Source organism: Burkholderia sp. Tr-862, from assembly GCF_011753085.1.
GTDB lineage: Bacteria > Pseudomonadota > Gammaproteobacteria > Burkholderiales > Burkholderiaceae > Burkholderia > Burkholderia ambifaria.
This window is the reverse complement of the sequence record NZ_VWWG01000174.1, coordinates 1-13,040: the sequence shown is the minus strand read 5'-3', so window position 1 is coordinate 13,040 and position 13,040 is coordinate 1. Positions and strand designations below refer to the sequence as shown.

Sequence of the window (13,040 nt, the reverse complement as noted above, 5' to 3'; positions counted from 1 at the left end):
CGCGCCGGCGCCATGCACCGATGCGCGCTCGGTCGCGAGATTGACCGACGCGCGCGTGACGCCCGGTATCGCGGCCAGCGCCTTTTCGACGCGGCCGGCGCAGGATGCGCACGTCATGCCGCCGATGTCGAATTCGAGCTCGCGGGAAGCGGCCGGCGGCGTCGCGGCGACCGCTGTCGCGCCGTAGCCGGCCTGCTGCACGGCTTCGGCCAGTCGCGACGCGGAAACGTCCGGTGCCGCGTCGATGGTCGCGCGCTCGGTGGCGAGGTTGACCGACGCACGCGTGACGCCCGGCACCTTCGCCAGCGCCTTTTCGACGCGCGACACGCACGACGCGCAGGTCATGCCGTCGATATCGAGTTCGATCGTAGCGGCGGCCGCGGGCAGTGCCGCCGGCATGGCGGGCAGCGCTTCGGCGCGTGGCGCGTGCTGCGCCTGCGCGGCAGCAACGGCTTCGAACGCCGCTTCGCGCACGCTCGCGCGATAGCCCGCCGCGCTGATCGCATCGACGAGCTGCACGGGCTCGACCGTGTCCTGCGCGGTCACCGTCGCCGCCTGCGCGTCGAGATCGACCGCGGCCTCGACGACGCCCGGCACGGCGGCGAGTGCACGCTGCACGCGGCCCGTGCAGCCGCCGCAATGCATGCCGTCGACGGACAGTTCGATCGTTTGCAAGCCCGCGGAGGCGAGTGGTTCAGTCATGTCGGATTCCCCAAAAGCGCGGTTCGTGCCGCGAATGATCCCAGTATCAACATTCCCATGATGGGAAGGTCAAGGGGGGCGACGATGCAATGCACGGACGTGTGTACCGGCTCGGGGCTGCTGATGCGTCCCCCTATTTGCCGGAGCCCGGGCAGCCAATGCGTTGGTCCGGACGGCGTTGCCTTCCGCCGCCTGGGGACTGTCGACGCGGCAACCACCGCTCCGCCCGTTATTCGGCATATTGGGGGATGCCCTTAGGCGCTATGATACCGGCCTGACATCAGCGCCCGCCTAGCGAAGCGGCGACCGGGCAGGCTGGGGTGCCTTGCTTTCGCCGGTCGTGAGTCGAACAAGGCGTTGACTGACAAGAACGATATTCGGCCAGTACACAATGATTGAAAACCTACGAGAATCAATTTCGCTGCGGCGCGCGGCAGGCGCGTCGCTGGCCCTGGCGGCGCTGCTGGCGGGATGCGCGTCGCAACCGGACGCGATCCAGCGGAAAACCGGCTGGCTGCGCGCCGAAGTGGCCGATTCCTATATATATGCGTATCCGCTTGTGCTGATGGACGTCGCGAAGGAAGCCGCCACAGGCGGCGACGGCGCGCAGCCGGGCCAGGCGCCGCTCAACACGCTGCGTCACGCGCAGGCGCTGCCGCCCGTCGGCGCGCTCAATCCGCCGCTGCCGGGCGTCGACACGCTCGACTCGACCGGCTGGCTCGACGTCGGCGCCGAGCCGGTGATCGTCACGCTGCCCGACACCCGCGGCCGCTACTGGGATGCCCGCGCGCTCGACATGTGGACGAACGTGCTGTGGTCGTCGTCGAGTGTCGCGGCGCGTGGCGCACGCGGCGCCGCGCGATCGCAAACGATTGCTTTTGCCGCGAAGGACTGGCAGGGCACGCTGCCGAAGGGCGCATTGCGTATCGACGTGCCGTCGGCCAACGCCTGGCTCGAGGTGCGGCTGCAGACGAGCGGCGGGCGCGACCTCACGAACGTGAAGAAACTGCAGCGGGCGATCCGCGTGGTGCCGCTGTCCGTTAATACGGGCAGCGCGCGCGGCGCGTCGGTCGCGGTCCATGCGGGCAGCGCGCCGTCGGAAGCGGCGAGCGGCGGCACGCCGGCCGAGCAGGTCGCCGCGCTCGACCCGAAGGCGTTCTTCACGCGTTTCGCGCAGGCGCTGCAGGACAACCCGGCACCGGCCGACGACGCGCACGCGCAGGAACTCCTGAACGACATCGGCGTGTCGGCCGGCTACCCGGTGCCGTGGACGGGCGATCGCCTGAGCGCCGCGACGGCCGGCGTCGCCGAAGCGCGCGCGCGGCTCGCGGCGCCGCCGCCGAACCTGCTGAACGCGAACGGCTGGAGCTGGATCGGCGACGCGGCCGGCAAGTACGGCCAGGACTACGCGTTGCGCGCATACGCGGCCTACACGCAGTTCGGCACAGCAACGCGCGACGACGAGACGCTCGCGCTCGTGCGTGTCGACAGCGACGGCCATCCGCTGAACGGCGCGAACCGCTACGTGCTGCACTTCGCGCCGGGCGCGCTGCCGCCGGTGCGCGGATTCTGGACGCTGACACCGTACTCCACCAACGGCGCGCTGCCCGACGTCGGCTCGGCGCGCCGCTCGCTGGGCGACCGCGACCGGCTGCGCCGCAATCACGACGGCTCGATCGACGTGGTCGTGTCGGCGTCGTCGGGCGGTGCGCATGCGGCCAACTGGCTGCCGGCGCCGCGCACCGATTTCGCGCTTGCGTTGCGCCTCTACGCACCGAAACCGCAAGCGAGCGACGGCTCGTGGATGCCGCCCGTCGTCGTCCGGAAATGAACGGATAGGCGCCGCCGCTGTCCGATCCGCGGGCGGGGCGCTCACGCCTGAACGCCGTTCCGTCACCTCCTGAGCCTATACTTTCGGGATTGCGTGCACGGCCGCGCCGGTTTTCCGGTGCGGCCCGGCATCCATTTCCGAGATATTCAAGCATGGCAAGCGCAGAGAAAGAAACCGTACCCTCGACCCTCCATACCCTCGGCGGTGTTGCACGCTCGCGCCGGGCCCGGCGTATCGGCCTCGGCGTGCTGATCTTCATCGTTTTGTTCGGACTGCTCGGGTTCTTCGCGGCGCCGCCGCTGATCCGCCACATCGCCGAACAGCAATTGAGCCAGCAGCTCGAGCGGCCGTCCACGATCCAGCGCATCGCGCTGAACCCGTACACGCTGAATCTCGAAGCCGACGGCGTGCACGTCGGCGAGCGCGGCGGCCAGGGCGACTTCATCGATATCGACAAGCTCGTCGTGCGGCCGTCTTGGTCGTCGCTGTTTCGCGGCGCGCCGATCGTCAACGAAGTGCGCGTCGACTCGCCGCGCTTCCATATCGTCCGCTACGACGCGCAGCGCTTCAACTTCACCGACCTGATCGAGAAGTTCTCGAAGCCGTCGCCCCAGCCCGAAAGCAAGCCGACGCAGTTCTCGGTGTCGAACATCCAGGTCAACGGCGGCCGGATCGACTTCGATGACCGCCTGCTGAACGAAAAGCACGTGGTCGACAACTGGACGCTCGGCATTCCGTTCATCGCGACGCTGGCGTCGAAGACCGACATCTTCGTGCAGCCGAAGCTGCGCGCGCGGTTCGACGGCAGCCCGATCGCGATCGACGGCAAGACGAAGCCGTTCGCGCTGTCGCGCGAGTCGGAAGTCGCGCTGAAGTTCGACCGGCTCGACGTGCCGAAGCTGATTACGTACGCGCCGGCGAAGCTGCCGGTGATCGTCACGAGCGGCCTGTTGAGCAGCGACCTCACGCTGAACTTCGTGATGAGCGGCGACACGCCCACGCTGCGCGTGTCGGGCACCGTCGACCTGAACGACGCGAAGGTCACCGGCCGCGCGTCCGAGCCGCTGTTCGCCGCGCGCGGCGTGCATGTGGCGGCCGCCGGCCTCGAGCCGCTGCGCAACGTGCTGCATTTCGACGAGATCCGGATCGACCAGCCGGTCGTCGACCTCGCGCGCGACAAGCAGGGCGTGCTGAACGTCGAGAAGCTCGCCGGCCAGCCGGCCGCCGCGCCGAAGGCTGCCGCGGGCAAGCCGGCCGCGTCGGGCGCCGCCGCATCGACGGCCGCCGCCACTGCCGCTATCGCTGCAAGCGGTGCGAAGGCCGAAGCCGCCGCGAAGGAAGCACCGCCGCTCGACCTGACGATTCGTCATTTCGCGATCGACGGCGGCACGATCAACGTCGACGACCGCGTGCCCGCGACGCCGACCGCGATGTCGCTGACGAAGCTCGCCGCGACGCTCGACGGCTTCACGCTGCAGGGCAAGGCGCCGGCGAAGTACACGCTGTCGACGTCGCTGTCGCATGGCGGCGACGTGAAGGCCGAAGGCGCGTTCAGCGTCGCGGCGAAGCAGGCCGACACGAAGCTGACGGTCGACGCGCTCGCGCTGCCGGCGCTGCAGCCGTATCTCGGCGAGGCGACCCGTGCGCGCGTGCTCGACGGCACGCTCGGCGCGACCGTCAACGCGAAGGCCGACTGGGGCAAGACGCCGCTCGACGCGCAGGTCGCCGATAGCACGGTGAGCCTGAAGTCGCTGAAGCTCGCGACGCCGGACGCGAAGGCGCCCGCGATCGTGCTGCCCGATGCGAGCGCGAAGATCGCGAAGGTCGATGTCGCCGCGCGCACCGCGGAAATCGCGAGCGTCGACGCGACCGGGCTCGCGCTCGACGTCAAACGCCTGAAGGACGGCAAGATCGACCTCGCGGCGCTGGCCGAACCCGCGCAGGCGGCGGTGCCCAAGCGCACGGTCGCGCGCAAGGCCGAGGCGGCGGCGCCGTCGTGGCATTACCGGATCGGCGCGCTGAACGTGAAGGACTCTGCCGCGAACTTCACGGACCTGTCGACGCCGCGCCCGGTGAAGCTCGCGATCAAGCCGCTCGACCTGTCGGTGCAGAAGATCAGCGACGACATGACGAAGCCGCTGCCGGTGCAGCTGAAGGCGACGCTGAACCGCAAGGGCGCGCTGAGCGTGACGGGCGACGTGACCGCGCAGCCGCTGAAGCTCGGCCTGAAGATCAACGGTAACCGCCTCGACGCGGCCGCGTTCGAGCCGTACTTCGGCAGCGCGCTGAACGCGACCATCGCGAGCGCGCTGCTCAACGCGCAAGGCAACCTGACGTTCGCGCAGGTGAAGGACGCGCCGCGCGCGACCTATCGCGGCGATGCCGCGCTGGTCGACGTGCGGATGCTCGACAAGGCGACGTCCGATCCGTTCGCGGGCTGGCGCTCGCTCGCGCTGTCGAACCTGAAGGTGAACTACGACGAGAAGGGCACCGACGTCGACGCCGCGCGCGTGACGTTCTCGAACTTCTACGGTCGCGTGCTGCTCGATGCGCAGGGGCGGCTGAACCTGAAGGACGTCGTCGCGAAGGAGACGGGCCCCGCGCAATCGCTCACGCGCGACGCGAGCAAGGGCGAGCCCGTGCCGCTGTCGCCGGGCGCCGCACCGGCCGCATCGGCCGCGGTCGCGCAGCAGGCGTCCGCGCCGGCCGCCGCATCGGCGACGGTCGTCGTGAAGGCCGCGCCGCCGCCGCAGAACCCGGTGCGGATGCATTTCGGCGAGCTGCTGCTGCAGAACGGCCGCGTCACGTACACGGACAACTTCATCAAGCCGAACTACACGGCGCACCTCGTCGCGATCAAGGGCACGGTCGGCGCGTTCGGCACGGATTCGACGACGTCCGCACCGGTCGACGTCGCCGCGAACCTCGAAGGCAACGGGCCGATCTCGATCAAGGGTTCGGTGAATCCGCTGATCGAGAAGCCGGCGCTGGACCTGACGGCGACCGCGCACGACATCGAGCTGACCAACCTGACGCCGTATTCCGCGAAGTACGCGGGCTATCCGATCACGAAGGGCAAGCTCAACGTCGATCTGCACTACCAGCTCGCGAACGACCAGCTGCAGGCGAACAACCACATCTTCATCGACCAGCTCACGTTCGGCGACCACGTCGACAACGACACGGCGACGAAGCTGCCGGTGAAGCTCGCGATCTCGCTCCTGAAGAACACGCGCGGCCAGATCGACGTGAACCTGCCGGTGTCGGGTTCGCTGTCGAATCCGGAATTCAGCGTCGGCGGGCTGATCTGGCGCGCGGTGCTGAACCTGATCGCGAAGGCCGTCACGTCGCCGTTCTCGCTGCTCGCGAATGCGTTCGGCGGCAGCGGCGGCGAGGATCTCGGCTACGTCGAGTTCGCGCCGGGCTCGTACCAGCTGACCGACGCGCAGCAGAAGAAGCTCGACACCGTCGTGAAGATGCTGACCGAGAAGCCGTCGATCCGCCTCGACCTGATCGGCCGCGTCGATCCGGCGAAGGACACGCCGGGGCTGCGCGACGCGTACGTCGACCGGCTGGTGCGCCAGCAGAAGCTGAAGGACGTGATCGGCCAGGGCGAGAGCGTCGATCCGATGTCGGTGAAGGTCGACCCGGCCGAGTACGAGAAGTACCTGACGCGTGCGTACAAGGCCGCCGACTTCAAGAAGCCGCGCAACCTGGTCGGCCTGCAGAAGACGCTGCCCGAGGCGGACATGAAGCAGGCGCTGGCCGATCATGCGCCGGCCGACGACAACGCGCTGCGTGCGCTCGCGCAGCAGCGTGCGCAGGCCGTGCGCGAGTATCTCGACGGCAAGATCGATTCGAGCCGGATGTTCGTCGTGGCGTCGAAGCTCGATGCGAAGGGCATCGAGGACAAGGGCGCGACGACGCGCGTCGACTTCGGCCTGCAGTAACCCGCGTCATTCCCTCATCCGCCGCCGCTGCGTCCGACCGGCAATCGGGCGCGGCGGCGCGCTTCCCGTCAGCGCACGGCGATCGCCGGTTCGCGCTTGTCCAGTTCCTTCTTCGCGGCCAGCGGCAGGCGGGCATCGTCCCATTGCGCGAGCCATTCGATTTCCTTCGCGGTGAACACCTGGCCGTAGTTGCGCAGCGCGTACTGCAGCGCGTCCACGACGTGGTGGCGAATGATTTCGGGGGTACGTGCATCGTCCAGCACGAACCGGAGAGCTTCCAGGGTCGACATACGCGTGCTCCGGGCTAGGGGAAAACCCTTTATCGCACGCCAATAGTCCTGCGCCAACCGGGAAAAAAATACGGTCCACCCGGCCGCGCCCGGGCACGCACCGCATTGCGACTGCGCGATGTCAATTGCGATTGGTTACGTTTGATAGAAAACAGAAAGCCCCGCTTCATGCGACCGCCGCACGACGCGCCGATATTTGGCGCGCTTGTTGGCAAGTCATGCGGTTCAACGTCAATCGATGAGGTGGGGTGATGATTTCCAGGTTCGCTAAGCAACGAAAAATGGCGGTGATGGTGGCGGGCGCGCTGGCGCTCGCCAGCGTGGGCGCCTACGCGGCGCAGCAGGACGGCAACAGCCAGGGCGAGAACGGCGGCCACGCGCGCCGTGTCGTGAAGCACGTGCTGCTGATCAGCGTCGACGGCCTGCACGAGCAGGATCTCGCGCGCTGCGTCGGCGCGAATACGTGCCCGAACATCGCGGTGCTCGCGCAAAGCGGCGTCACGTACACGAACGCGTATACGCCGGGCCTGTCGGACTCGTTCCCGGGCCTCGCGGCGCTCGTGACGGGCGGCTCGCCGAAGACGGCCGGCCTGTTCTACGACGTGTCGTACGACCGCAACCTGTACGCGCCGGGCGACACGACCTGCTCGGGCAAGCAGGGCTGGAACGTCGTGTTCGACGAGACGACCGGCATCGATGCATTCAACGGCGGCGCGCTCGTGCACCTCGACGGCGGCGGCGCGTTCAACCCGCAGGCGATCCCGAATGCGAAGGTCAACGGCAAGTGCGTGCCGGTGTACCCGCACAACTACGTGAAGACCAACACGGTGTTCGAAGCCGTGAAGGCCGGCGTGCCGAATGCATACACCGCGTGGGCCGACAAGCACGCGTGGGGCTACGACTGGGTGAACGGCCCGTCGGGCAAGGGCGTCGACGATCTGATGCGCACCGAGATCAACTCGATCGATCCGGCGACGCAAACGGCCTATACGGACGTCTATTCGCATACCGCGCAATTCGACAACCTGCACGTGCAGGCGCTGATCAACCAGATCAATGGCCGGGACTCGACGGGCACCAAGAGCGCGCCGGTGCCGACGCTGTTCGGCGCCGACTTCCAGACGCTGAGCGTCGCGCAGAAGGCGCCGGTGACGAAGGGCGGTGGCTACCTCGATGCGAACTTCACGCCGAACGGGCAGGTCGCGAATGCGATCACGTACGTCGACAACTCGATCGGCCATATCGTCGCGGCGCTGAAGCAGGCCAACCTGTATTCGTCGACGGCCGTGATCGTCACGGCGAAGCACGGCCAGTCGCCGACCGATCACACCAAGCTCGTGAAGAACGGCGACACGCTGACGAAGCTGCTCGAAGCGAACAACTACATCGACCCGAACGGCAACTTCGGCCAGAACAACACGACGACGGGCAACCTGAACGACGGTTCGGGCCTGGTCGGCACGGGCCTGGTGCAGACCGACGACGTCGGCCTGATCTGGCTGCGCGACCGCAGCCAGCGCACGGCCGTGGTGCAGACGCTGAAGGCGAACCTGGGCTGCAACGCGCCGGGGATCTGCGCGGACGGCTCGCAGGCCTACATCCTGTACGGCGCGGCGCTGGCCGACCGGTTCGGCGATCCGGCCAACGGCCGTACGCCGGACATCATCGTCCAGCCGAATCCGGGCGTGATCTACACGTCGAGCACGAAGAAGGACGAGGAGCACGGCGGCAACGCGCCGGACGACAGCCACCTCGGCCTGCTCGTGTCGTATCCGGGCCTCCATCGCGCGCGCACCGTGAGCGATCTCGTCGGCACGAAGCAGGTCGCGCCGACGATCCTCGGGCTGCTCGGCGCCGAACCGCGTCTGCTGAACGCAGTCGTGGCCGAGAACACGCACGTGCTGCCGGGGCTCGGTATCGGGCGTTGATGCTGCGTGCCGGATGCCGCCCGCGGGCGGCGTCCGGCGCGGAGCGCGCGCTGCCGTGCGGTGGCGCGCGGCGCTTTCCCCATCGCGATGCGCGTAGTCGCGGTGCGCGTCACCCGCGCGCGGATTCGTCCAGCATCCATTCCCTGAAGCGCCGCAACGCATCGCTCGTGTCGAGGCGCTCCGGCGCGTAGCACAGATAGTGACCCTGCACGTGCACGTCGACCGGTGCGTCGAACGGCTCGATCAGCGTGCCGGCCGCGAGATTGTCGAGAATCAGGAAACGCGGCACGAGGGCGATCCCGAGCCCGGCCTGCGCCGCCTGGATCAGCACCGAATACTGTTCGAAGCGCGGTCCGGCAAGCGCGTTCATCTGCGTCGCGCGATACCGCTCGGCCCATTCGGACCACGCAATCTCGGCCTGCTCGTGCACGAGACGCGGCGCCGCCACCGCGTCGTCGGGCACGTGCAGCGCATGCCGCTCGGCGAATTCGCGCGAGCAGACCGGCACGAAGGTCCGCCCGCCCAGATAGTCGCTTCGTACGCCTTCCCATGCGCCGTCGCCGTAGCGGATCGCCGCGTCGAGTCCGAACGGAAACACGTCGCCGGGCGCGAGATGGCGGCGAAAGCTCAGCGTGACGCTCGGCGCGGTGGCGAGAAAGCGCGTGAGCCGCGGCAAGAGCCACTTGGTCGTGAACGTCGGCACGCTCGCGATCGTCAGCAGGTCGCTGTTCTCGCGCGCGCTCAGCAGTTCGATCGACGCGTTGCCGATTTCGCGCAGCGGCCCGACGACGCGGGCGTGGTACACCTGGCCCGCGCGGGTGAGCGCGAGACCGCGCCCCTCGCGCACGAACAGCTTCACGCCGAACAGTGCCTCGAGGTTCGCGATCTGTCGGCTGACCGCGCTCGGGCTCAGGCCCAGTTCCCGGGCCGCGTAGGAGAAATTCAGGTACTTCGCGGAAGTGGCGAATGCGTGCAGCTCCGCCACGTTCGGATACAGGTGTTTCATCGGCGGCTGTTCCGTCCTTGCACAGATCGATGCGCGCTTTGTACGTTTTTTTCATGACGATGCCATGTCGGCGCCGCACACTGCAGCCGTTCGGAAAACGCGTGACAGCCCCGCCCGGCGGGCGTCGTGCGGTGTCCTTGTCTCTTGCCCGCGAGTATTTCCATGCCTGCGTCTCCTGCCCCGGCACTGGCCGATGGTGTTCCGGTTCCGCGTAACCGGCCCGTGCGTCCGAGCGCCGGACGCCTGCTGCTGCACGCGCTCGTCGCCGTGTTCGGGCTTTATCTGCTGCTGCCGATCGCCCTGCTGCTGATCGGTTCGGTGGGTCAGTCGTGGACGAACACGCTGCTGCCCACCGGCTTCACCGGGCACTGGTTCGCCGACCTGGCCGAGAACCGCAGCTTCACCCGCGCATTCGGCGTGAGCCTGACGGTCGCGCTGGCGTGCTGCGCGCTCAACGCGGTGGTCGGCCTGCCGCTCGCCTATGCGCTGCATCACCGCGCACAGGCCGGGCGCGGAATGGCGACGCGCATCGTGATGCTGATGCCGGTCGGCGTGCCCGCGCTGACGCTCGGCTTCGGCTACATCGCGATCTTCAGCGGCGACACGCTGCCGTGGCTCGGCACGCTGCCGCTGATGATCGCGGCGCACGCGGTGCTGACGCTGCCCTACCTGCTGCAGACGCTGCTCAGCGATCTGCGCCACCTCGGCCTCGCGCGTCTCGAGGCCTGCGCGGCGACGCTCGGCGCGACGCCGCTGCGCCAGTTCGTCACGATCGTGCTGCCGAACCTGCGGCACAGCCTGTTTTCCGGGCTCGTGATGGTGGCCGCGCTGTCGATCGGCGAATTCCAGATTTCGAACCTGATCGCCGGCTTTCGCTACCGCAACTATCCGATCGTGCTGCTGCAGGCGTTCTACGGCGCGTCGGGGATGGCGTGCGCGGCTACCGTCGTGCTGCTCGTCCTCGCCGTGCTCGCGACGCTCGTGTCGGTCGGCACCGTACAACGCATGAAATGAGTCCGTCATGAGCCTCGAGTTCGAACACGTCAGTTTCCAGTATCCCGGCGCGCGGCATGGCGTCGACGACGTCACGCTGGCCGCCGCGCAAGGCGAACTGCTCGCGGTGATGGGGCGCAGCGGGTCCGGCAAGTCCACGCTGCTGCGGCTCGCGGCCGGGCTGCTCGAAGGCGGCAGCGGCCGCATCGCGATCGGCGGCGACGACATGGCGGGCGTGCCCGTGTGGCGGCGCGAGGTGGGCATGGTGTTCCAGCACTACGCGCTGTTTCCGAACCTGTCGGTGGCCGACAACGTCGCATACGGGCTGCGGATGCGCGGCGTCGCGGCGGGCGCGAGACGGCAGCGCGCGCACGCGATGCTCGAGCGCGTCGGGCTGGCGGCGCATGCGGAGCGTGGCATCACGATGCTGTCCGGCGGGCAGCAGCAGCGCGTCGCGCTGGCGCGCGCGCTCGTGATCGAGCCCAAGCTGCTGCTGCTCGACGAGCCGCTGGCGGCGCTCGATGCCGGCATCCGCCATCAGCTGCGCGACGAGATCCGCGCGCTGCAGCGCGCGTGCGGCGCGACGACGCTGCTCGTCACGCACGATCAGGACGAGGCGCTGAGCATGGCCGACCGTGTCGCGATCGTCGACGCAGGGCGCGTGCTGCAGGTGGGCACGCCGCGCGAGCTGTACGAGCGTCCGGCCAGCGCGCAGGTCGCGCGCTTCGTCGGGCACTCGACGCTGCTGCGCGGGCGCGTGCTCGCGCACGGCACGGTCGACGTGCGTTTCGCGACGCTGAACGTCGCGACCGACGGGCACCGGCCGGGCGCCGAGATCGACGTGCTGGTACGGCCCGAGCATGTGCAGGCCGACCCGCCGGCGCACAGCATGAATCGCATCGAAGGCCGTCGCGGGGAAGTGCGTTATTTCGGCGCGACGCAGCGCTACGACTTCATTCCGGACGGCTCGGCCGACGCGCTGCTGTGCGAGGGGCGCGAGCCCGCCGCACGCAGCATCGCGATCGAGCCGCGCCATCTGCTCGTGCTGCCGGCGTCGCCGGACGCGCGATGACCCCTTTCGTTCAACGGAGATTCACGATGCTTGCAGGCTCCCCTGTCATGAAAGCCATGCGCAACCGCGTGCTGGCGCTGTGTGCGCTCGTGGCGCTTTCCTGCGCCGCGGCGCATGCCGCGCCGCTGTATCCGGGCGAAGACGCGCTGTACGCAAAGGCCGCCGACGAAGGGCTGGTCGTGTCGTTCGATACCGGCCCCGAATGGGCGAACTGGAAGGCGCTGTTCGCCGAATTCCGCAAGCGCTATCCGAAGGTCGAGATCACCTACAACGACATCGGCTCGGCGGCGACCGTCGTCGCGCTCGACAAGTCGCGCCGCCGTCCGCAGGCCGATACCGCGTACTACTTCGCCGCGTCGGCGCTCGATGCCGAGAGCAAGGACGTCGTCGCGCCGTTCAGGCCGGTCAACTTCGACAAGCTGCCGAACGTGTTCCGCGCGGCGGACGGCCGCTGGTTCGCGGTGCACTCGCTGAACATCGCGTTCCTCGTCAACCGGAAGCTCGTGAAGAACGTGCCGCAGCGGTGGTCCGACCTGCTGAAGCCGGAATATCGCAATGCGGTCGTCTACCTCGACCCGCGTTCGACCGGGCAGGGGCAGGTCGCCGTGTTCGCGGCCGCGTATGCGAACGGCGGGAGCGTCGAGAATCCGAAGCCGGGCGCGGAATTCTTCGGCAAGTTGAAGAGTGCGGGCAACGTGCTGCGCGTCGAGGGCACGACGCCGTATGCGAAGTTCGTGAAGGGCGAGATTCCGATCCTGATCGGCTACGAGAACGACGGCCTGAAGGCGAAGTACGTCGACGGCATGGGGGACGCGGCCGACGTCGTGATTCCGCAGGACGGCAGCGTGTCGGCGCCGTACGCGATGAGCCTCGTGAAGAACGGCCCGAACCCTGCCGCCGCGCAGCTCTGGCTGAACCTGGTGATGAGCGACGTCGGGCAGGCGCTGTTCGCGCAGGGCTTCGTGCGGCCGGCCGTGCCCGGCACGCCGGTTGCGCCGGACGTCGCGGCGAAGCTGCCGAAGGCGCCGCAGGTGCGCCCGCTGGACGTGGCGAAGGCGGCGACGCGCAAGGCCGAGGTCGACCAGCTCTGGTCGCAGGCGACGCTCGGCCAGTAAGGAGCGCGCGATGCAGACCTCCCTGGCCGAACGCGGCGCGCTGCGCCGCTTCGGTGCGGTTCCGGCGGCGCTCCTGCTGGCCGTGTGCTTCGTGTTGCCGCTCGCCGCGCTCGTCGGCTCGGCGTTCACGGACGGCGGCCGCGCGTTCGCCGC

9 protein-coding genes are annotated in these 13,040 nt (G+C 68.8%); 6 read left to right on the top strand and 3 right to left on the bottom strand.

Annotated elements, in window-relative coordinates; all coding sequences use genetic code 11:
* Positions 1-702, bottom strand: a 702-nt coding sequence (locus F3J14_RS29330; protein WP_166725922.1) for a heavy metal-associated domain-containing protein, incomplete at its 3' end; no start/stop codon positions are given.
* A 391-nt stretch (positions 703-1,093) separates the two neighbouring features.
* On the opposite strand from F3J14_RS29330, the gene F3J14_RS29325 reads away from it, so the two are divergent.
* Positions 1,094-2,533, top strand: coding sequence for a DUF1254 domain-containing protein (locus tag F3J14_RS29325; RefSeq protein WP_166725921.1), 1,440 nt, complete (start codon positions 1,094-1,096; stop codon positions 2,531-2,533).
* A 152-nt stretch (positions 2,534-2,685) separates the two neighbouring features.
* A complete protein-coding gene (locus F3J14_RS29320; RefSeq protein ID WP_166725920.1) occupies positions 2,686-6,483 on the top strand; it encodes a DUF748 domain-containing protein in 3,798 nt (1,265 codons plus the stop codon).
* A gap of 68 nt (positions 6,484-6,551) precedes the next feature.
* On the opposite strand, the gene F3J14_RS29315 is transcribed toward F3J14_RS29320, so the two are convergent.
* Positions 6,552-6,773, bottom strand: a complete 222-nt coding sequence (locus F3J14_RS29315) for a hypothetical protein (protein WP_166725919.1) — start codon at positions 6,771-6,773, stop codon at positions 6,552-6,554.
* 251 nt (positions 6,774-7,024) lie between these two features.
* Here F3J14_RS29315 and F3J14_RS29310 point away from each other — a divergent pair, with 251 nt between their 5' ends.
* On the top strand, positions 7,025-8,701 hold the full coding sequence (locus F3J14_RS29310) for an alkaline phosphatase family protein (RefSeq protein WP_166725918.1): 1,677 nt from the start codon (positions 7,025-7,027) through the stop codon (positions 8,699-8,701).
* A gap of 109 nt (positions 8,702-8,810) precedes the next feature.
* Here the strand turns inward: F3J14_RS29310 and F3J14_RS29305 are convergent, their stop codons facing one another.
* Positions 8,811-9,707: a LysR substrate-binding domain-containing protein gene (locus tag F3J14_RS29305; RefSeq protein ID WP_166725917.1), complete on the bottom strand. Its 897-nt coding sequence runs from the start codon at positions 9,705-9,707 to the stop codon at positions 8,811-8,813.
* A 162-nt stretch (positions 9,708-9,869) separates the two neighbouring features.
* Here F3J14_RS29305 and F3J14_RS29300 point away from each other — a divergent pair, with 162 nt between their 5' ends.
* From F3J14_RS29300 to F3J14_RS29290, 3 genes are read left to right on the top strand one after another with little or no spacing between them, the layout of a single operon-like run.
* Positions 9,870-10,721 (top strand): ABC transporter permease subunit, encoded by an 852-nt coding sequence (locus F3J14_RS29300; RefSeq protein WP_166725916.1) that lies wholly within the window; start codon positions 9,870-9,872, stop codon positions 10,719-10,721.
* 7 nt (positions 10,722-10,728) lie between these two features.
* Positions 10,729-11,772, top strand: coding sequence for an ABC transporter ATP-binding protein (locus F3J14_RS29295; protein ID WP_166725915.1), 1,044 nt, complete (start codon positions 10,729-10,731; stop codon positions 11,770-11,772).
* 26 nt (positions 11,773-11,798) lie between these two features.
* Positions 11,799-12,887 carry an extracellular solute-binding protein gene (locus F3J14_RS29290; RefSeq protein ID WP_166725914.1) on the top strand — a complete coding sequence of 363 codons (1,089 nt, stop codon included), beginning with the start codon at positions 11,799-11,801 and terminating at the stop codon, positions 12,885-12,887.
* Positions 12,888-13,040 lie beyond the last annotated feature (153 nt).